The sequence below is a fragment of the Rhizobium sp. MHM7A genome (assembly GCF_005862215.1).
Classification (GTDB): domain Bacteria; phylum Pseudomonadota; class Alphaproteobacteria; order Rhizobiales; family Rhizobiaceae; genus Rhizobium; species Rhizobium bangladeshense.
Genome location: NZ_VCHT01000012.1, coordinates 1 through 21,070 on the forward strand (window position 1 = coordinate 1; position 21,070 = coordinate 21,070).

Annotated in this window: 16 protein-coding genes and 1 pseudogene; 9 read left to right on the top strand and 8 right to left on the bottom strand. The window is 59.2% G+C overall.

Translation table 11 applies throughout. The annotated features are described in order from the left end of the window. Window positions 1–58: 58 nt before the first annotated feature. The 7 genes and pseudogenes from FFR93_RS29480 to FFR93_RS29510 all read left to right on the top strand — a co-directional run. Window positions 59–325 carry a hypothetical protein gene (locus tag FFR93_RS29480; RefSeq protein ID WP_138395764.1) on the top strand — a complete coding sequence of 89 codons (267 nt, stop codon included), beginning with the start codon at window positions 59–61 and terminating at the stop codon, window positions 323–325. Beyond that, complete coding sequence (locus FFR93_RS29485; protein ID WP_138395765.1) at window positions 322–1,182, top strand: hypothetical protein; 861 nt, start codon at window positions 322–324, stop codon at window positions 1,180–1,182. Before FFR93_RS29480 ends, FFR93_RS29485 begins: the two co-directional genes overlap by 4 nt. A 100-nt stretch (window positions 1,183–1,282) precedes the next feature. After that, complete coding sequence (locus FFR93_RS29490; RefSeq protein WP_138395766.1) at window positions 1,283–2,947, top strand: hypothetical protein; 1,665 nt, start codon at window positions 1,283–1,285, stop codon at window positions 2,945–2,947. A 123-nt stretch (window positions 2,948–3,070) separates the two neighbouring features. Further along, window positions 3,071–3,703 (top strand): hypothetical protein, encoded by a 633-nt coding sequence (locus FFR93_RS29495; RefSeq protein ID WP_138395767.1) that lies wholly within the window; start codon window positions 3,071–3,073, stop codon window positions 3,701–3,703. After that, entirely contained in the window at window positions 3,690–4,211 is a 522-nt protein-coding gene (locus FFR93_RS29500; protein ID WP_138395768.1) for a M15 family metallopeptidase, read from the top strand. Before FFR93_RS29495 ends, FFR93_RS29500 begins: the two co-directional genes overlap by 14 nt. A 257-nt stretch (window positions 4,212–4,468) precedes the next feature. Then, on the top strand, window positions 4,469–5,665 hold the full coding sequence (locus tag FFR93_RS29505; protein ID WP_138395769.1) for a hypothetical protein: 1,197 nt from the start codon (window positions 4,469–4,471) through the stop codon (window positions 5,663–5,665). Window positions 5,666–6,330: 665 nt separating this feature from the next. Beyond that, a pseudogene (locus FFR93_RS29510) lies at window positions 6,331–6,600 on the top strand (transposase); the annotation flags it as partial. Between the two features lie 102 nt (window positions 6,601–6,702). Here the strand turns inward: FFR93_RS29510 and FFR93_RS29515 are convergent. Together FFR93_RS29515 and FFR93_RS29520 are read right to left on the bottom strand one after the other, a co-directional pair. Next, entirely contained in the window at window positions 6,703–8,604 is a 1,902-nt protein-coding gene (locus FFR93_RS29515; RefSeq protein WP_138395770.1) for an adenylate/guanylate cyclase domain-containing protein, read from the bottom strand. Window positions 8,605–8,835: 231 nt separating this feature from the next. Further along, window positions 8,836–10,827 (bottom strand): EAL domain-containing protein, encoded by a 1,992-nt coding sequence (locus FFR93_RS29520; RefSeq protein WP_348640336.1) that lies wholly within the window; start codon window positions 10,825–10,827, stop codon window positions 8,836–8,838. Window positions 10,828–11,069: 242 nt separating this feature from the next. Here FFR93_RS29520 and FFR93_RS29525 point away from each other — a divergent pair, with 242 nt between their 5' ends. Further along, window positions 11,070–12,113, top strand: coding sequence for a class I SAM-dependent methyltransferase (locus FFR93_RS29525; RefSeq protein ID WP_138395771.1), 1,044 nt, complete (start codon window positions 11,070–11,072; stop codon window positions 12,111–12,113). Window positions 12,114–12,284: 171 nt separating this feature from the next. Here the strand turns inward: FFR93_RS29525 and FFR93_RS29530 are convergent, their stop codons facing one another. From FFR93_RS29530 to FFR93_RS29550, 5 genes are all read right to left on the bottom strand, one after another. Then, window positions 12,285–13,514 (bottom strand): MFS transporter, encoded by a 1,230-nt coding sequence (locus FFR93_RS29530; RefSeq protein WP_138395772.1) that lies wholly within the window; start codon window positions 13,512–13,514, stop codon window positions 12,285–12,287. Window positions 13,515–13,629: 115 nt separating this feature from the next. After that, complete coding sequence (locus FFR93_RS29535; RefSeq protein ID WP_138395773.1) at window positions 13,630–14,685, bottom strand: NAD(P)-dependent alcohol dehydrogenase; 1,056 nt, start codon at window positions 14,683–14,685, stop codon at window positions 13,630–13,632. A gap of 114 nt (window positions 14,686–14,799) precedes the next feature. Next, a complete protein-coding gene (locus FFR93_RS29540; protein ID WP_138395774.1) occupies window positions 14,800–15,558 on the bottom strand; it encodes an alpha/beta hydrolase in 759 nt (252 codons plus the stop codon). Window positions 15,559–15,575: 17 nt separating this feature from the next. Further along, window positions 15,576–15,872, bottom strand: coding sequence for a putative quinol monooxygenase (locus FFR93_RS29545; RefSeq protein WP_138395775.1), 297 nt, complete (start codon window positions 15,870–15,872; stop codon window positions 15,576–15,578). A gap of 107 nt (window positions 15,873–15,979) precedes the next feature. Continuing rightward, a complete protein-coding gene (locus tag FFR93_RS29550) occupies window positions 15,980–16,654 on the bottom strand; it encodes a type 1 glutamine amidotransferase domain-containing protein (RefSeq protein ID WP_138395776.1) in 675 nt (224 codons plus the stop codon). Between the two features lie 869 nt (window positions 16,655–17,523). On the opposite strand from FFR93_RS29550, the gene FFR93_RS29555 reads away from it, so the two are divergent. Next, complete coding sequence (locus tag FFR93_RS29555) at window positions 17,524–20,463, top strand: winged helix-turn-helix domain-containing protein (protein ID WP_246661374.1); 2,940 nt, start codon at window positions 17,524–17,526, stop codon at window positions 20,461–20,463. A gap of 173 nt (window positions 20,464–20,636) precedes the next feature. Here the strand turns inward: FFR93_RS29555 and FFR93_RS29560 are convergent, their stop codons facing one another. Continuing rightward, on the bottom strand, window positions 20,637–20,993 hold the full coding sequence (locus FFR93_RS29560) for a hypothetical protein (protein WP_138395777.1): 357 nt from the start codon (window positions 20,991–20,993) through the stop codon (window positions 20,637–20,639). Window positions 20,994–21,070 lie beyond the last annotated feature (77 nt).

Genomic DNA, 21,070 nt, shown 5'->3' on the forward strand with positions numbered 1-21,070 from the left:
GCATAAGCTGAATTGTGGAACAAACCCTAACGCGAGAAACGAATGTTAGGGGGTTCTAATGAACATCAAGAGCATGATCGACCGCAAGCTTGTCTTGCTGGTCGTTACTCCCCTCGCCCGCGCGTTGTTATCCGCTCTCGTCGGATATCTCGCGAGCAAGGGCGCACCCGCCGATCAGATTGAGCAACTCGCCGCTGCCCTTGGGGCAGGGGGGGTTGTTGTTTTCAATATCTGCTGGGAGTTCATCGACCGGCGTAAGGCGGTGAACAAAGCCGAGGCCCGACTTATCGGGGAACTCGGCCTGCACGATAGGACCGCCGTATGATCGGCGAGCTTATCGGTGCTGGCGCAACGCTTCTTGGGGGCCTGTTTGGCTCCAAGAAGCCGAAGAAAGAGAAGACGCAGACGACGACGACGAACGTTAGCAGCGTCGACTATCAGAAGATGGTCGACAGTGCGCGGGCGGCGGGTTTCAACCCGCTGACGGCGCTCCGCAATGGCGGGGCGGCGGGCTTTAGCACGTCAACGTCTACGTCTAACTCTACGACAACGGTCCCGACAACGTCAGCGTTGCCGGGTGCCTTGCAGTCCGTTGGCGGTATTCTCGGTCAAGCCTTGTCGAGCAAGATTGATCCAGTTGCAGCCGGTAGGCGGCAAATGGATACGGCGTTGGTTGATTACCAGTTGCGCCGAGGCGACAGGCAACCGGGGACGTTGTACCCCGGAAGTACCTATGCCGGAACGAAGATGGGGCGGCAGCTAATGCCGGCTGTCGGCCCGTCAACCGGCAAGGTAGCGGCATCGCCCGCGACCATGGCAAATCCGCGCGGCTATGACCTGCAGCCTGCCAAGCAAACCAAGCTGTTCGGCGAGAAGCCGGGGTCGTGGTGGCAACACCACCCGTTGGTGCCGGATGGACAGACGTTCGAGGATGTCTACGGCGAGCATGTCGGGCAGATCATAGGCGCGCCGATCAAGCTGGTTGCAGACCTCGGCTGGAATATGGCGCGCGCTGAGCGGCATGTGAAGCGGTACACCGATCCGTACGTGCTCGGGTTCTACGACAAAGTCGGCAAGTGGTGGGAGCGGACCGCGCCCAAGGTGCCGACGACGGCGGCGCAACGCTTTCGCGGCTGGGATCCGCTGGTGCGCCCCCGAAACGTTGGGGGGGGTGGCTGGTGACAGGCAAACCCTCCGTCAAATGCGCCGCGTGTGCGCGGCGTCGTGAAAACATCAAACAAGCCGCCGTCAAGGTATGGCGCACGATCAAAGGAAAGAAGTAATGCAGCAGCTTTCTGCAAATGACATTCGCAGCATCGCCAGGACGAACACGACGCCAATCCCGATTGCGCGTTCCGTCCGGCAGATAAACCAGATCGTCGCCACCTCGATGCCTGCGGGCAAGATGGTGCCGGTGACGGCATTTCCGCTGCTCCGCGAGGACACGCTTCGCAATTCCATGATCCACTGCAAAGTTGATCTCATGGAAACGGCGGAAATCATCAAGAACGGCGTCAAATGCCGGTTCATGGCCTATTTCGTGCCGTTCCTCGCCTTTGAGCGCTTCAATGGCGGCATGGACGAATTCAACCGTTCGTACATGAAACAGAACATCGCGGACGGCGCGACGGTGACGCCGTTCTTCAACACGATGGTAGCCGGGGCGGTCGGGTCTATCCCGATCCACAAATATCTCGGCTTCCATGCCGCCGCCGCCGACACGATCAATACGGCCTATATCGAGGCCTATAACCTGATTTGGAATTTCCGCGCGCGTAACCGCTCGGAAACGCTCTATCAGGCCAAGAAGCGCCTGATGACGGCGACCACGCTAGCGCCTGCCTTCTGGCAGCATGAGCAGTTCAAGTATGTCGTTCCCGATTGGGATGACGTGGCCATGGAAGGCTCTGTTGACCTGAGCTTTACGAGCGCGAAGGTGCCGGTCTACGGCGTCGGCTTTGATCCGACCGTGGCGGGAGCGGCGGGCGCTGTGTCGTCTATGCGGCATGCGACAGGCGTGACGGACAACGTCAACAACTATAACGCCAACAGCGGAAACGTTAAGGTCAAGTCGAAGGGCATTGCCGGCCAAGTCTTCCCCGACATCTACGCCGATCTGCAAGCCAGCGGCGTCAAGATTTCGCTTGCGAACATCGAGCTTGCGAAGCGTACGCAGTGGTATGCGGACCTGAAAGCGCAGTTCGAAGGTCTGCCGGATAGCTGGATTATCGACCTGCTGATGCAGGGCGTTTCCGTGCCTGAGCAGATGTGGAAACAGCCTATCCTCATCGCCGACAAGACCGAGATTTTCGGGATCGAAAAGCGGTGGGCGACGGACGGCGCGAACCTGACTGACGCCGTGGTGAACGGCGCGGCCATGTGCGATCTGGACATGGTGCTTCCGCGTACGCCGACAGGCGGCATTGTCATGGTCGTCGCTGAAATTCTGCCGGAACAGCTTTTCGAGCGTGGCCGCGATCCGCTGTTGTTCATCACGGACCCGGCCAAGCTGCCGAACGCGATGAAAGACGATCTCGATCCGCAGAAGGTCGAGCGCATGTCGAAGGGCGAGATCGATACGAGCCACAGCGATCCGAACGGCCTGTTCGGCTATCGTCCGCTGAACTGGCAGTGGCAGCAGTCCAACACGCGCATTGGCGGCAAGTGGTTCAAGTCGGCGCCGTCGAACACGTTCAATGAAGAGCGTCAGCACTTCTGGACGGTGGAAGTCACGGACCCGGCCTACAACTCCGATTTCATGATTTCGGAGGTGTTCAACCAGCTGCCGTTTGTCGTGACCAATCAGGATGTTGGCGAAGTCCAGATTCACGGGACTGCGATCATCGAAGGCAACACGCAGTTCGGCACTCGCTTGCTCGAAAACGATAACGCCTATGCCGAAGTGATCGCCCAGGTCGATCAGGGGCGCATCACGAAGGGGGTGTGAGGCCGTCGAAAGCGCCGAATGCGCCGGCGGCTACATAGCCTACGGCGCATATCACCCACCACCACAACCAAATCTTGAACAGGAGTTTCAAGGTTTTCATTTTAACTCCTACGGAGAAAGCAAATGCAGAGACTTAATATGCTTCAGGCCTATCAGCGTATAGCTGAAGCCAGCACGACTGTCTTTCAGCAGCCGGTAGACAACGCCGAACAGTCGCGGCTTGTCAAGTTCCGCATTATCACTGAACAGGACGTAGTCCTAAAGGTCAGTGATTGCGTGTTCGATCCTGTAACAGGTGAGGTCAGCGATGTGACGAACACGCGGCTGCTGACGGTGGTCAAGGCAGGCTTTGACGAGGTGGAATTTTACTACCTCGGCACGTTCGCGCTCGACTTCATGGGAGCGGTCGAAATCTGGCTAGAGACGGTGGATAGCATCGTGGTCGAGACCGCAGCCGCCGACCTGACGAACTATGCGCGGCTTTGGGAGCGCGAGGAGCGCGACCCGCGCATTCTCGAAATCGAGCGCGCCGCTCGTTACAACCAGATGCAGTTGCAGGCGCAGATGCAGGAAGATTTCGCCCGGTATGCGGCGGCAATGGAGGCGAAATATGCGCAGTCTGCGGTTACAGCTCCTGCAAGTGGCGGAACGACAAGCACTGAGCCGGTCGTGTCCGCCAGCGCACCTGCAGGCGATACGACGACTGCAACAGCGCCTGCAGGAGGAACTGGCGGGGAACCCGATGCCGGAACCTGATCTGAGCCGGATTGATCCGGCGACGAAGTTCCCCAGGGCGATTGCTGCCATGCAAAACCCGGCGTTTCTCAAGACGCCGCGTTATCAGGAGCAGCAGCAGCGAGCAAACCGGGAGGGGGCGCACCCGCGCCTCCTCGAATTCACCGACAAAATGGTGAAGCGGTGCGCGATGCTGCAAATCCCGGTGTTTCCTCACTGCATTGTCAGGACGCGGGAAGATCAGGCGTCCGCCTACGTGCGGGGCGTGTCGAATGACAGTCCTGACGATGGGCTGTGGCCGCATCGGTTCGCGGCGGTGGATATCATCCACTGCCAGTATGCGTGGATGGATAAGATTCCGCATGCGTGGGATGTCATGGGCCATATCGGCAAGCAAGTGGCGATCTCGATGGGCCTTAAGGTCGTGTGGGGCGGCGATTGGAGCCGCTTCCACGATCCGGCCCATTGGGAGCTTGCTGGATGGAAGCAGATGGACCCGAGCACGTTCCTCCGGGACGTGGAGCGCTAGCGAACCAAAGCAGGGCCTAGCGCGGCCCTGCGCACCCGCAACGGGGCGGGGGAGTGGTGCCGGTGCTTAACCGGCGACGGTGCCACGATCCCAAAGCCCCACTCCCGCCTCAAAGCAAAAGCGAACGCCGGAAGCAATTTCGGCGCTCGCATAAGCGCGCCTACGTCACAGCCTCATGTGTACGTAGGCGCGCGCACCCGGTCTCCCTTGTCGAAGAGTGCATTTACTGACACCGGCCAAAACAGGAGCGAAATGGAATGTGCAACGCACCGAACATGCTAAGCGATGGGTCTTTGGTCGCGTGTCGAAAATGCGAGCAATGTAAGGACCACCGGGTGCTAGACTGGGTGGGACGGTGCATTGCTGAAAGTAAGACCAGTGTCGCAGCTACCTCAATTACATTGACCTACGGGCGCGATGCCGAGGGGAACGAGAGCCACGCGCGGGCGGCGATCCTGTCTTACTCTGACGTGCAAAAATACTTCAAGCGACTGCGGAAGGCGGGCTATCCCTGCCGGTACTTCGTAACCGGTGAGATGGGGTCGAAGAAGGGTAGGGCGCACTGGCACGGCATAATCTTCTGGAAGAAGAAGGTTCCCACTGCGCAAATGGACTATGGCAACAATTCGTGGAGCGATTGGAAGCCTCTCGACCAGCCGGTCGAACGTCCGATGCAGTGGAACAAGCGGTTTCATGATCCCTGTTGGCCCCATGGCTTTAGCCACTGGGAGCCGGTCCAAAAGGGGACTATGCGGGGATCAATCCGCTATGTGTGCAAGTACATCTACAAAGATGTTGATGACGCTGCATCACAGTCAAAGCTCGCTATGTCGAAGAAGCCGCCGCTAGGCGCGGAATACTTCGAGCTGCGAGCGTTACGCTTCGTGCAGGAGGGCATTAGCCCGCAAGACAGGTTCTACCAGTTCCCTAACGAAGCGACGCAGAAGAACGGGACGCCGTTACGGTTCCGTCTGGCCGGTAAGTCGGCCGATCTCTTCTGCGAAAACTTCATACGCCTTTGGCACGGGTATCCGCTGAGGGCCTATCAAGGCCCGCCCTCCTTCGCGCGCGGGGTGCATTACCCGCATAGCGACTGGCTTGAGGAGTATGAAGACCGGATGACGCGGGACGAATGGGACCGCGATGCCGAATTCGCGCCTGCGCTACAGCCGAAGCCGGGGCGCTGGCCGATGCATCCGCCGCTTGGATATTCCGAATTTGACATTGAATGGGACCCGATGGCCGAAGCGCCAAGGGTTAAAACCGAGGCCGGTTACCTGTGGTACGGCCCTAACGAAGAAGGAAGGAAGCGAGCATGGCGAGACGTGGTTCCAAGCGGAATAGGACAGACAATCTCGTCCAAGGCGAACGCCCTGGACGAGCCACGGCGCACGATCCTATCGGCGCAAGAGTGGATAGAGGGCCAAGAGTGGCCCGAAGTCTGGCCGGACTGACGGAGCCGGTCGAGCGGCGGGGACCGCCGATCAATGACCGGCGCGCAGACTACGCAAGGGACGTGGCGAAAGCCAATGCCTTGAACGAGGCTCTGCGCAAAGCGCGCCGAGAGCGAGCCATAGGCGAGCATCAGGCCGCGCATGAGCGAGCGAAGCAAGCGATAAAAGACACGCCAGCCCGGCCTAATCAGGTCCGGGTTAGCGATTACGGCTCGCTGGCGAGCCCGGTAAACAAGGCCGCAAGGCAGGTGAAGGAGCCCGATGTAAAGAGGTCACCTGATAAGGTGCGCGACGGTCCAACCTGCAAAGAGCGGCCCAAACATAATCGCGGTAATGGCGGGTCAAGGGCTTTCGTGCCGTGGTGCGGTAGAAAGTCCTGAATAAACGGAAAAGTGGCAAAAATGTCACTTTCAATAACACGCAAATCAGTTCATGCGTGTTGTGGGGGTAGGGTTCATTGAAGCGCGCCGCGCCGGTCGAAAGACCGAAATGGGTCCTAGCGGGTCGCGGGTAAACCCGCTCTAGCCCCCACTAATGCGAGTAGGGGAGGGGGATTTCTCCCCTTCACCTGTTAAGTTGTGAAATCGCGTTTAGGTTGGTCATATTCACCTTATGTGCTTTTAGTGTCGCATAAGCTGAATTGTGGAACTGCCCAAGTGGCGCCGTTGCCAATCACCCGCAATGCATCAGCGCCGATTGCCGAGGATGGCGTCAAACGGATTGGTGAACTGTATCGCATCGAAGCCGAATTGCGCGGCCTTGACCTGGCGCCTCGCCTCCCCAGGCGACAAGAGCGGTCAGCGCCGCTGATCGAAGACATGCAGGCATGGCTCGTCCATCATCATGCCCGTGTCCCGACGAAGTCGCCACTCGGCGAGGCTTTGGCCTACATCGTCAAATACTGGGACGGCCTGAAGCCCTTCCTGACCGACGGCAATAGGAGCCAAAGCCACGCGCGATTACGGTCGCCTGTTCCGGGCGCCCCAAAGCGCGATGCTCTGCGAGTGCGATCGGAAAGCAACGTGGATCTTGACGGTTCAAGCGGGTTGCATTGATTTCAGCGCAGTGGCGGTTTCAGGAGCCCTCGCCCTGGCGAGGTCCGCCAGAAATCTTTCCATCAGATCGGAATCGCCAAAGCGGCGATATTCCCTCTCCTTAGCCAAGGAGAGATCGGGACTGGCTTTCACCAGGCGCGCCATCATATCCTGCGCATCCGCCAGCTTCCCCTGGCCCGTGAGCACGGCTGTCTTGATCAGCAAGCAATCTTCTGCCTGCGGCGCACGGATCAGGCATTCGTCCAGCACCTTGTCCGCGTCATCCAGCCGGCCAGCCGCGTATAATGCTTGTCCATGGACATAGATATAATACTCCGGCGCCATAGGATGCAGGCGCCGGGCCCGTTCTGCATTGGCAACGGCGTTCGCGTATTCACCGAACCGCACCTGTGCCTTGGCGAGGGCCATGAGGCTATCGGGATCGTTCGGGTTGAGTTCGACGGCCTGCTGCGCCGCCTGCCTGGCGCCGGGGTAGTCTCCCTTGGCGGCAAGGCCGAAACTCAAGGCCTGATAGCCGCTGGCAAGATTTGGGTCGAGCCGGATCGCCTGACGCGCCTCGCTCAATCCCGTTTCGAGATCGGCATCGGTGGCAAGCCCGCTCACGGATTGCACCTTGTCCAGAATATAGGTCATGCCGAGATGCGCCCGCGCGGCGGCATAGCTCGGGTCCAGCTCCAGGGCGCGCTGGAAAAGTGTCCGCGATGCCAGAAAGGCGTCCTTGTCTTTCGATCCGTGCCTGTACCGATCACGACCGCGGAGCACGAGGTCGTAGGCCTGCAGATTTTCCGTCGGCCGCCGCGCTGCATTTTCAATCTCGGAAACTCGAACATAAGAGACGAGATGGGCTACGATCTCCGACGTCAGCTCCGTCTGCACCGCGAAGACGTCATCGACACCCCGGTCATAGCTGCGCGACCAGATATGAGCGCCGCTACGGGAATCGATGAGCTGGGCCACCACGCGAAGCTTGTCACCCGCTCGCCGCGCGCTGCCTTCGACTATGTATCCGGCGCCCAATCTTTCGCCGATCTCGCGCACATCGGCCGGGCGACCACGCAAGGCAAATGTCGAATTCCGGGCGATGACCTGAAGCTCGGGATTGCGTGCAAGCTCCGTGATAATATCTTCGGTAAGCCCATCGGCGAAGTAGCCTTCGTCGGCTTTGTCGCTCATGTTGTCGAAGGGCAGCACGGCGACCGAAGGACGGACATCGACGCTCGCTATACCCGACAACAAGGCGACGCCATTCGAAATCTCCCGGGAAATCCCCCTGAACGGGGGAACGTCTGCCAAGGCCGCGGCGCCGCCGATAACGGCAATGGCAGCGGCATAAGGTGCCGCACGACGAAGCATCTGGCGAGGGCGGGAAAGCCGCTGCCAAAGCGCGGGACCGGCCGTCAGTCGCACGGCATAAACATCCAAGGGTTCGGGAATGTTCTTGGCCTGGCGCCGACCAATCCGATAGAAGAGCTTCGCCCTCTCCCTTTCGGCGCTTCGCACTACGGCCGCACTCACGAAGATGCTGCCGGGCTCCGCCATGGACTCAAGACGTGACGCGACATTTACGCCGTCGCCGAATACGTCGCCATTGTCTTCGATGACGTCACCGAGATTGATGCCTATGCGAAGGTTGAAGGTTCGATCGGCAAAGCCGCGCTGGATCTCAATGGCAGCGTCAAGCGCTTCGTTGACACTGGGAAAGGCCGCGAGAAATCCGTCTCCGGCGCTCTTGAAGGTGCGGCCACGGTGCTTCAGAATGGTCGGTGCGATCAACTCATCCAGAACGGAGCGGAGTTCGCTGTAGGTCCCCGCCTCATCCTCCGCCATATGACGGCTGTACCCGACGATATCGCCGGCCATGATCGCAGACAGCTTGCGTTCCACGGGGGGCTCCTGGGTGATTTCCTATCGGGTATCATATAGCGACGGCAGGTGCCATTCACAGTTCGGTGTGCCATTTTTCCAGGGTGGCAGCTGAAACCGTGCAAGCAATGCATGTATGTCATCAAGCAAGAGGTCTCTGCGGTTGATGGAAGCAGAAAAGAGACCTTCATAGGGAATCCGGCCTCAGTCAAAGGTTGAACCTATGTCCATCTCCGAAACAGGCGTTTAGTATCAAAGCTTCCTGGCCATGCTGAACGGCAGCACGTTATCAGTTTCAAGCTGAGCTGCCGGCGCCGGCCGTCCAATGTAATATCCCTGAATCTGGCTGATTCCGTACTGCTGCATCAGCCGCTGATGTTCAATGGTCTCGACGCCTTCAACGAGGATCCTCACACCGCGGTTGCGCAGCAGGCTGATGATGTCGAGCAGCATCCTCTTCCCTCTCTCCGTGTTGCAGTCATGGAGGAAGGATCGATCGATTTTGACCGTGTCGAATTCTATCAGGCGAAGCCATGAGAGCCCGGCGAACCCTGTGCCAAAATCGTCGAGCCAGACTTGAGCGCCCAGCTTTCTCAAGTCGCTGATGCAACGAACCACATCCTGGTCGATTTCCAGCTCCACGCCCTCGGTAATTTCGAAAGCAAGCCGAGCGCCCGCCACGTCGAATTCCGCTAGTGTTGCTGCGACATAGCTGGCGAAACCTGGCTTCTTAAGTTCAATCGGCGAAACGTTGACGCTGGCAACTTGCACCAGGTCGGTTGCCAACAAGTCCCGGCAAACAGTGCGAATTGCCCATCGGCCAAGTTGGATGATAGAACCTGTCCTTTCCGCAACTGGGATAAATATAGCAGGCGACACGGGCGTCCCGTCCAACATCCTCAAACGCATCAAAGCTTCAACGCCGTCCGTCTTGCCTGTCTGGATGTTGCGGATCGGCTGATAGACGAGGGAGACGAGGCCGTGTTCGAGCGCGATTTTCAGGGTCGCGGCTATATCCTCGCTGTCATCTCTGCTCTGCGGGTCCTCAGGATCGAAGACCACGAGGGTGTTGCGACCACTTGCCTTGGCAGCATAAAGCGCGCGGTCAGCTTCATGAATGACCTTGTCGACCTGCCTGGTCTCATCCCGTGTATAGGATACGCCGACACTTACGGTGATGACAGTGGTCCCGTCCCGCCTGTGCTCGTGTGGCCAAGCCAGTGCTCGGACAGCCGCACACATTGCATCTGCGAGTTCGGTCGCTCTTTCCGCATTCTGCATTGGTGTGATGACGATGAATTCTTCACCCCCGTATCGCCCGATGATCGAGCCGCAGGACGAGGCGACGCTTTGGAGAAGCTGGGAAACGGCGACAAGGCACCGGTCACCCTCCTGATGGCCATAATAGTCGTTATAGTGCTTGAAGTAATCTACATCGATCAACAGGACGGCAAAGGGCGACCTATCGTTCTGCCAGCGTTGCCAACAATCACGCAGACGTTGATCGATTGCCCGGCGATTTTCCAGGCCGGTCAACGAGTCGGTGTTTGAGAGATGCAAAAGAGCCTTGCCCCTTTCGTCGGCGGCAGCTTGCTGCAAACTCGCTTCAAGAGCGTTCAGAAAGACTTTATAGCGCTCTCTGTTGAGCTGAAGGTTCACGTAAGAAGTAAAAATGAGGCAAGAGATGCAGAACGCACCGAGGATCAGCTTGTGGAGAAGCAACATAGGCGCGAATAGATAAAGCGCGCCGATGAAGATGAGCATATTCGTCACGGATGACGCAAGAGCCAGCGGAAAGCGGAAACTGAAGAACAAGTTGACGCTCATCATGAAGATCGCGCCAAAAACCATATAGTATGAGAACGCGTCCCTGACCGTGGTCATCTGGGCGGTGAGAAGCCAGACAAGATAAGCTGCCAGCACGGACGCCGCCGCGGCCATGTCGACGGTATCGGCTTTTGCCTTGCGGTATAGCAGGAGTTCCAGCATGCATAGCGCACTGACGCCAACCGCCAGCCGGCCAGCGATCGTGTACCGGACGACATCGCCAATAAAAAGATAGTCAGTGACAGAGTATGCAAGGTAGGCAGCTACCGCTATCCAGAGACCGTTGCGGGTGGCGGTCTTTCGGCTGCTCTCGCTCTTCTTCTCATAAAGGCAACGCAGCTGTTCTGGCGACAGAGTCGGCCGCATGGTGGCGACTGCCGTCTCGGCTAACACGTGCATCATGCCCCTGCCACCCAACATCCTGCAGCCGTTGCCCTACGCAGACCGCTAGCTGAAGCTGGATAGCCCTACGCAGACACCACATCAACCGATAACGCTCGAACGACCGCTAAGCGGGCGGAGTATCTCTCGGGTTCACTAATATTTTCTAAAATTAATAGGTGTACTGGCGACCGCGGCCGCCAACCTTGACTTGACCTTTGCGAGAATACTGAGAATTTTATGCAATCGATTAAATTCTTATTCACCAGTGAGGTTCCGTGGCTCAGCCCCTCTTTTCTCTTGATGGCCAAAGCTTGATCACTCCGCAGTCCGTCAGCAACAATTTCCTCTCACCTGACCAGAATCACCAAACAGACATCCTGCGAACTGCGGAAGCCGAATTTGCGATCGTCATCAACATCGCAATGCAGCGGTTCGCCGGAGGCAAAGACCTGCCTGGCGCAGTCAGGTGGTTGATTGGTCAGCTCCACGACGTCCGCCAAAAATTCGGCGCTGCTACCTGGCAGAAGCTCATTCCGATTATTCAGGCCCATCCCTCGGCAAAGATTCTGCAGCAGTGCCCGTTCACCCGCTGGTCCTTCGAAAAACCGCGCGGCTATTCCGGTGATGCCGGTCTCATCGACTTTATTTATGGGCATCCGGCGGCGGCCGACGAAGTGGCCAGATCCACTCCTCTCGGTCTCGATATCTTCGAATACACGATAAACGCTCCCGGCCCGGTAGCCGTAAGGGAACGCCGCGACATCCTGACCCGCTACGTTGATGAGACCGCTGCGCGAACAGGTTCGGACACCGAGGTCCTGGCCATCGCCGCCGGTCATCTTCGCGAAGCGGAGACATCAACAGCACTCGCAGAAGGCCGCCTTAAACGCTGGGTTGCTCTTGATCAGGATCCCCAAAGTATTGGCTCGATCTCAAGCCAGTTTCACGGAACTGCGGTCGAGCCGATCGACGGCTCCGTGCGCGGCCTGCTGGCGCGAAAGCATCAGATCGGCAGCTTCGATCTGATCTACGCAGCAGGATTGTACGATTATCTCACCGATAAAGTTGCAATCCGACTCACGCAGATCTGCATGGAAATGCTGAAGCCTGGTGGCGTCTTTCTATTTGCCAACTTCTCCGATGAAATGGCGGATGACGGGTACATGGAATCCTATATGAACTGGGAGCTCCTCCAGCGTTCCGAAGCCGACATGTGGCGTATTGCCAATGCTAGCGCGGCGGAAAACACGGTCGATAAGACAGTCTGGTTCGGTAGCAACCGCAACATCATCTACAGCACGATCAGAAAGCTGTCGTAAGTTGCGACGGGCCGGGCGCGTCACAGCCGATGCGTCCGGATCCCGCGATGTTACTGCTCACAACCGGTACTGCCAACGGAGCAGATTGAACAACTGCGCTCCCGCACTCTGCATTTGCTCTCTGAAATGGCATCTGCTGATGCCAAGGCCGGTGCGTCGGCGCGGAGCTGATCACGCTCCGGCGAGTTGGGGCGCACGTGGCTGCGTGACGGCGAACACGATCAGGCCAAGAAACGTGAGGGCGAAGCCAGCCCAGACTGCAGAAAGCAGGCCAAATCCCGCCGCGATTGCCGCCCCGCCGGCCCAGGCGCCGATGGCGTTGGCCACATTGAGTGCCGCGAGGTTCATCGCGCCCATCAATGTCGGGGCTTCCGGGGCGAAGCTTGCTAACCTCACTTGGATTGTGGGGATGGCAATCATCATCGTCGTGCCGACACCGAAGAGCCCGATCATGAGCAGCACAACATTTCCACCGAAGGATGCGAGAATTGCGAGCATAACCAGCGCGCTGCCGAAGCCGATGATGAGGCCCCTCGAGGGATGGTTGTCTGCAAGACTTCCACCAATGAGATTGCCTAGCGTCATACCGATGCCGAAGAGAGCGAGGGCTAATGGAATCCAGGCCCGGTCAATCATTGAAATATCAGTCACGAATGGTCCGATGAAGGTGTAGACAGCAAAGATGCTGGCGACTCCCAGCGCCGCGACGAGCATCATATTCCAGACAGATGCGCGGCGAAGCGAGCTCAGCTCCTGCGCGATCGATCCGCCATTCAATGCGTCGGCCCGCGGTACCCATACCGAGAGCGCCAGCAACGCCAGCAAACCTACCCCGGAAATGGCAAAATAGGTGTTCCGCCAACCGAGATTCTGCCCGAGGAAGGTAGCGACTGGCGAACCGATGATGGTTGCAACCGTAAGCCCGGTCATGACGAGCGCAAAAGCCTTGCCCCCATGTCCAGGTCCCACAATGTAGGAGGCGACCACGGCGCCCGCCCCGAAATAGGCGCCTTGGGGCATCCCGCTGACGAAGCGGGCGAACGCGAACATGCCAAGATTGACTGCGATTGCCGAGAGCACATTGCCGACGATGAAAAGGCAGAGCAACGCCAGGAGCAGAGTTTTCCGGTTGAAGCGGGCAGCCGCCAGGGTGACGAGCGGAGCCCCGATTACGACGCCAAAAGCATAGGCGGTGATCGCGTTCGTGGCCACCGGTATGCTGATATCGAGGCTTTCGGCAAAGAGTTGCAGAACCCCCATGCTGGCGAATTCGGACGTTCCAATACAAAAGCTTCCAAGGGCCAGCGCAAACAAGGTCAGACCCCGGCGCCGATGCTGCGCCTTGTCCGTGCAATAGGAGCTGACCGTCCTACATTGAGGTTCAAACGCTTTTTGGAGCATGTTCAGACTCCTCTGCACCGCTCGAGGGTGGGTTGATGATTGCCAGGCCTGGATCCGCGTCGCCAATTCAGAGGTTCCAGCGCGGCTGCGATGCCGTCATGCGGCCTCAACGGCATCAGAACTTCACGACCGCCCGCCCGACGACCTTGTTGTCTCGCTGGAGATCGAGATATTCGTTGATCTCATCGAAACCGATAGTCTTGATAGTGTGTTGGATTTTGCCTGCGGCGGCGAGCGCCATCACCTCGGCGAGGTCGGCGTTATTGCCCCAGAAAGACCCATGAAATGTCTGCTCGCCGGAGACTCGTGGGAACAACGGAATGTCGATGCGATCGGCGATGAAGCCGACATCGGCATAGTGGCCACTGATCGCCAACAAGGCGAAACCCAGTTGCATCATCTCCCGGGCGCCGGCGCAATCGATGATCGCATCGAGCTTGTCCTGCCCGGTGGCCTTCTTGAGCTCCTCGCCGATATCGCCAGTGGACCTGCCCTTGATATCGATGATGTGGTCGGCTCCATAGCTCTTTGCGATGGCCAGCTTGTCCGGATTGCGGGCGAATGCAACCACAGTCGCACCGGCGCCAAGCAGCTTGGCATATTGGACCGCATAGGCACCGAGGCCGCCGATGCCGAACACGCCGATCACCCGATCAGGTCCCAGGCCACCGGCATCGCGGATCTTCTTGATGCCGCGATAGGGCGTCAATCCGGCATCCGTGAGTGGAGCAAGCTCTTCAAATTTCAAATGCTCCGCGACCTTGATCACGTAGCGGGCCGGAACGGGAATATATTCCGCAAAGCCACCATAGGAGCCGAAGCCGGGCCAACGCACGTTAGCGCAGATATGCGTGTTGCCGACCTGGCAGTGGCGACATACGCCATCGCCCCATCCGGGAGCGACCACGACATGATCACCTTCTTCGAGCCCCGCAGATTTTGAAACGACGCCGCCTATCTTCTCTATCGTACCGGTGATCTCATGGCCCGGAATGACCGGCGGGGGAATATCGCCGTAGTTCTGGAAAAATCCGTCGACCAGAAGAACGTCGGAGCGGCACATCCCGCATGCCGCAACCTTGACCAGAACTTCGTCCGGCTCGATATCGGGAACCGCTATGTCTTCCAGGACGAGCGGCTTGTGATATTGGAGTATGCGCGCGGCTCTCATGCGTTTCTCCTTTCCTCGATAACCTGGCTTCATCGACGGCTACCTCTGCAACCGCGATATTCTGCTCAATCCTTCTGGCACCCAGGGCCGTTAAGACGGCATGCGCGCATTGTCTTAGTTTGCCGGCGCAGCCGCGCTGGCGATAAAGTCTGCGACGTCCTGCGGATGCGAGAGCATCACGGCGTGGCTGGAGTCGATTTCAATGACCTTGGCGCCGGCACGCGCTGCCATGGAACGCTGCTGGCTGGGCGGAATCATGTGGTCGTTCTTCGTCACCATGAAGTAGGTGGGCTTGTCCTTCCACGCCGGCGCCGTGACTTTGGCCTCTACGGCGCCCAGCCCCCAGGGAACCTGAGACTCGGCCATGAACCTGGTCTTGGCGGGGTCGACGTCCGCTGCGAAGGACGTCGGGAACTTGGCCGAGTCCACCAAGAGGAAACCGTCGCTAGGCGGAAGCAGCGGCGCCTTGTCCTCGCCGGGCGTCGGCACCGTGGCGATGTCGTGGACCGACTCACCTGCTTCAGGCGCAAATGCCGCCAAGTAAACCAGGCTCTTAACCTTGGGCAGGCTGCCGGCCTCGGAAATTACTGCTCCACCATAAGAATGCCCAACCAGAACGACCGGTTTGCTGGCCCTGCCAATGACGTGCCTGGTGGCATCTACGTCACCCTGCAGGGTAACGGTTGGATTCTGGACGGCCAGAACCTCGTAGCCGTCGGCGGAGAGGATGCTGTGGACGGCCTGCCAGCCCGAAGCATCGACGAAAGCGCCGTGCACCAGCACGATGGACACGGGCTTGTCGGCCGCGTGGCCGACGACGGCGGAAGCGGTTGTGATCATGACAGCGAGCAATCCTGTTATCGCGCTTTTCATCGGAGTTCTCTCCAGGGTTAATCGACCTCGACCGGGTCGAGAGTGATCGGTGTCCGATCGGCGAGATCGCCGATCCTGGCGGCATAGTCCTTGAAGTGCGGAGTGTCGCGATGGGCGGCGACAGCCGCGTCATCGGCATAAAGCTCGTCGAGCACGAAGCGGTCATGATTGGCCTTGTCTCGCCAGATATCCCACCGCAGATTTCCAGGCTCGGCCCGGCTGCGCACCCGCATTGCGGACAGGAGCGTTCGGAGTTCGGATGCCTTGCCGGGGTGCCCGGTCAGGATACCCACAATCTTCACGTGAGCGGACATGGTTCATTCCAATCTTGGACTTGGCCCATCTTCGACGTGAGTTGGGCAAGTGTCGGCTGCGGTCTGCGACCGGCGAACCGCGACGACGTGCCGGCCGGTTCACAAACTCATGCCTGCTCTCTCAGAGCAGTGAGCAACTCTTTTGCCAGCGGTCCCGCCGAGGCAGGATTCTGGCCGGTGATGAGGCGGCCATCGACGACAACATGCGGTTCCCAGTTGGACGCAGACGAGTATTCGGCGCCTTCCGCCCTCAATGCGTCCTCGAGTTCGTAAGGCACGTCATCTCGGGCGTAGTCATATTCCTCTTTCTTCGAGAAGGAGGTGAGCTTCTTGCCGCGCACGAACGGCGTGCCGCCACCGAGGTCCACGCCGAGCAATGAGCACGGGCCGTGACAAACGGCGCTCACGAGCTTGCCCGTGCTCCAAGCCCGCACGACGGCCCTCTGGACGTCCGCATTGCGCTGGATGTCGACCATCGGCCCGAGGCCGCCGGGGATCAGGATGGCGTCGTAATCCGCGGCGTCCACCTCGGCTAACTTGCGGCTGTGATTGAGGCGACGAAAGGCCTCGCTCCCGAGGAATCCTTTCTGGGCAGGGTCCTTCTCGTCGTAGGCGTCGTACGGCGTCCATCCGCCGGCAGGTGATGCGAACTCCACCGCGACACCGGCCGTGTCGAGGACATCGAAAGGATGAGCGACCTCGGCGAAAAAGAAGCCGGTCTTGCGATTGTGCGGGCCGATCACGGCCGCGTTGGTGACGATGAACAAGACGTGTTTTGTCATGGCTTTCCCCTTGAAAATGATTCAGTCGAGGATTCCGCTTCAGCGCGGCGTCCGCCGTCTCAATGAAGTGGTGACCTTGCACGGATGCGACAGCATCACTGCCTGGCCGCTAACTGATTCCGTGGCCTGGCGCGCCTCCGCGCTTCGCCATCATTGCAGCATGCTGGGCGCCGCATGCTCGGCAATCCCTTGCCGGTCCGCGCCTCATGCGACCGCAACCTCACCATCGCCGCCTGGTGCCGTTAGACCCATAGCCGCGCCCTGAGGTGCTGAATTCCTTTAATGAACTTCTTCAAATGCTCAGCCGCTTTGGGGCTGCCGCACGTTGCAAGCGGCCATCCGCGACCAAAGACGATCCATGCGTCGGGCAACTGGATCTTTACTCACGCAGCGAGTTTACATCGAATCCCGCGTGCCGCCCGTTAATCATGGTAAAATTTGGTAATGAGCTTCCGCGACGAGACCTTCTCGCCAGCTAATCCCGTTCCAATGGCGCCGGCGCGGCCGATATCTCGCCTGATGTTCCGGCCGAAAGCCTTGGCCCTTCGCCGCCGACTGCATCAGTTCTGCTCGAACCGGCGCAGGATTGCCTGGGGTGCTCGCAATACTGGCCGAGAACGAGTATTATAGATTGGTTATTCGCATATATTATGATTGTCCAAGTGCGCCGGGTTTCGCGTTCGATAAGATTCATCTGAGTGCCGCGCCGCGACCCGTTTAAGCGGCTCGCGGGTTTTTGCTGTTTTGTGCCAACATTCCATTAGGCGCGCAGATAGGCTCATAAGCAGCCCCGTAGTTGGACGCTGCGCCTTTCGCTTCGGTGGCTGGTCGGCAGACTGCTATCAAGTTCAGTTCGGTAAGAAGGAATCTTGAGGGAAAAGATTGTGACGAGCGACCTTGCCGAGCAGATTTCCCGGTCCTTCTCCTTCGGGCCCTTCGTGCTCATTCCCGAGCGCCAGTTGCTCTTGCAAGGCGATGCCCCTATTCGCATAGGTGGCCGCGCACTGGACATCCTGACGACACTGGTCGAGCGCCCGGGGGAATTGGTCAACAAGCGCGAATTGATCACACGCGTTTGGCCGGACGTCGTTGTCGATGACGGAAACCTCAAGGTCAACATGGCTGCCTTGCGGCGAGCCCTCGGCGATGGCGCTGGAACGACGCAATACATAGCGACGGTTACCGGGCGGGGCTATCGGTTCATTGCGCCAGTCGAGGTCGTCAGAATGTTCGGCTTCGCGCCACCCGCAGCGGCGGCGAGAAAGCGCAGTCACAATCTACCGATCGCGACGACGAGGGTCTTCGGAAGGGCCGAGGCGATTGAAACCATTCGACGCGAGTTGAATTCATCCCGTTTGGTGTCGGTTGTGGGTGCCGGCGGCATCGGAAAGACGACGGTCGCGCTGGCCGTCGCCGAGCAGACGATCGGCGTGTTCAGAGACGGTGTCTGGCTGATCGATCTGGCGCGGTTAAAGGATTCGTCGCTCGTGCCCTATGCCGTTGCGGCTGCAATCGGTCTGGCAACGCACTCTTCGAATATGCTCGCTGCCTTGGGCAGCTATCTCCGCGATTGCGAAATGCTCCTCGTGTTCGACAATTGCGAGCACATCATTGAAGCGGCCGCCTTCTGTGTGGATCGGATCCTGGCGGAAGCGCCAGGCATCAGGATTCTCGCCACCAGCCGAGAGCCGCTCGGTGTGAGAGGCGAACGCGTCCGCAGGCTATCGGGATTGGACACGCCACCTGCGTCGTCCGACTTGAAAGCTGCCGAAGCGCTCGACTATCCCGCCATCCAACTCTTTGTAGATCGCGCGACCGACAGGCTGGAGTCCTTCGAGCTAAGCGACGCCAACGTGCTGACGATTACGGAAATTTGCCGGCGGCTCGACGGCCTTGCGCTGGCGATCGAACTTGCGGCGACACGCGTCGATTCCTTCGGCACGGACGGGTTGCTCGCGCATCTGGACGGTCGATTTCGCTCGCTGAGTGGGCATCGCGCCGGCCCCAAGCGCCATCGCACGCTGACGGCGATGATCGACTGGAGCTACGATACTCTCTCGGAGAGCGAATGTGCGGTCATGCGCCGGCTGTCGGTCTTTGCCGGTTCGTTCGATCTCGATTCGGCCTGCGCCGTCGCCGGCGACGATCTCGACCGGGTGCAGGTGATCGACGACGTCGCCAATCTGGTTGCAAAATCCCTGCTTTCGGTTGACGTCGCTGCCGACAAGCTTGTCTACCGCCTCCTGGAGACGACGCGCGGATATTGTCGCGAGCGGTTGCAACTGAGCGGCGAGGAGGAGGTCGTCCGCCGTCGGCATGCGGAGCATATTTGCACGGTTCTGGAGCGCGCAGCGAGCGAGTGGGCGCAAAGGCCGGCCCCGGACTGGGCTGGTGCCTACGGAGGCGTCCTCGACGACCTGCGCTCGGCGCTGGACTGGGCCGGAGGGGTCGCCGCGGACAAATCGCTGTACGCCCGGCTCGCGCTCGCGGGAAGCCTGCTCTGGAACCACTTCTCTTTTACCGAAGAATGCCGCGTTCGCGTCTCGCGGGCGCTCGAGGAACTCGATGCAGCGGGGCTTGTCGGGACGGCGGCAGAGATGCAGCTTCAGGTGTCGTTCGCAGGCACGACGATGTTCACCCGCGGCGCCATACCCGTGGCCATGGATGCGATGCGACGGGCATTGGAAATTGCCGTTCGGATCGGCGACATCGACCATCAGCTCCGTTGCCTGCGGATGATCGGTACATACCAGCTCTTCAGCGGCGAGCACAATGCCGGGATCGGGACGCTTGAGACCTTCATTTCAATCGCCACCGCGGCGGACCCTTCCGCGTTGCCGGCGGGAGAAACGCATTTGGCCGTAGCCGATCTACTCATCGGCCGGCTGGAAGGCGCCCGGCAACGTATTGAACGTTTTTATGGGAACTACTTGAAAGACTCCAACGACCCGCGGTTCGCGCGTTTCCTGTACGATGGAAATGTCGATGTGGGGATTATCCTGTCGCACATACAGTGGCTGACGGGTTTGCCCGACACGGCCGCGCGCACCACAGAGGTCACAATCGCGCTCGCGCGAAAGACCGGGCATGAGCTTTCGCTCAGTAATGCGCTCGCCTGGGCCAGCCTAACCTTTCTGATGAGCAGGCGTTATCAAGAATGTGACCGCTTTGCCGCGATGCTTGACGATCAAATCGTACGGCATGGTATCGTCATCTGGCGGCCTGTTGCCACCTTCTGTCGCGGAGCAGTGGCGTGTGCTCAAGGGGACATGGCGGGCGAAGTTTTGGGCGTGCTCGAACAAGCTGTTGAAGAGTTCCGCGCTATCAGGCATCTAGCGCGGTTCCCTTTCTATCTCGGAGGCTTTGCGGACGCACTAGCCAAGTACGGTCGGCTAATCGACGCCGCCACTGCCATCCAGGAAGCGATCGATTGCGCGCAAGAGCAGAACGAGCAGTGGTGCGTTCCTGAGTTGCTGCGCATCCAGGCGTCCATTCTGTCGGCCGAGGCCCGCCGCGATGAGGCGGAAGCACTCCTCATCGAGTCGATGGCGTTGGCCGAGAAAATCGGTGCGTTGTCGTGGCGATTGCGATCAGCCTGCGATCTCGCAAGCCTCTGGCAAATACGATTGCGGGCGCATGATGCGCGCAAAATGCTGCAACCGGTTTATAATGAATTCACTGAAGGATTGGAAACGCACGACCTTGCCCTCGCAGCCGACCTGCTCGCCTCCCTTGCGCACCTTGGAGAGGACAAAGAGGTTAAAACCAATTTCGCCGACTTCGTCCCTCAAACTGGATGCGAACTCTAAGGGTGAGATGAAGTGGTAAGGAAGAAGATGACGGGTCAGCTACTATGACCAACCGTATGGCAGCGTTCGAGCACGATGATTTGCAGCGAGCGCTAGCCCTATGACGAGAACATTCCAAGATCCTCCCGCAGCGAAGAAACCCCGGCGGGTCTTGGGAACGGCGAATTCGGTCATCAATCCCTGTCACCCTCCCTTGGCGGATAAACTTCGATGTTCGCTGACCAGTAGTGTCTGGCAATGTTCTGGCTGTTGCGGATGACGTGATATGCAATATCGGGATCACCTCCTTCGAAAGTGTCGGGATCCGCACCGCACATCAGGCAGTACATGCGCTGATGAACGACAGCAGCGAAGTACTCAATCGTCGGCGCCATGCCTTGCTGGCCGATTGCCGTCATGGCTTCGCAAGCGTGATTTCTTGCCTCCGTCAGAGCTGCAAGGATTGCGTTCGACAACATCTTGTCAGTGCGGTGGATAACCTCGGCGATCTGCATCTCGGCAGGATCTTTGCCGGCATTGCCTTGTTGCATGGGCTTTTCCTTCGATCCTCGTGCCGGAATTCAGCCGCCGTCGGGTACCATCGTGCTGTACGACAGGTAGTTTTTCG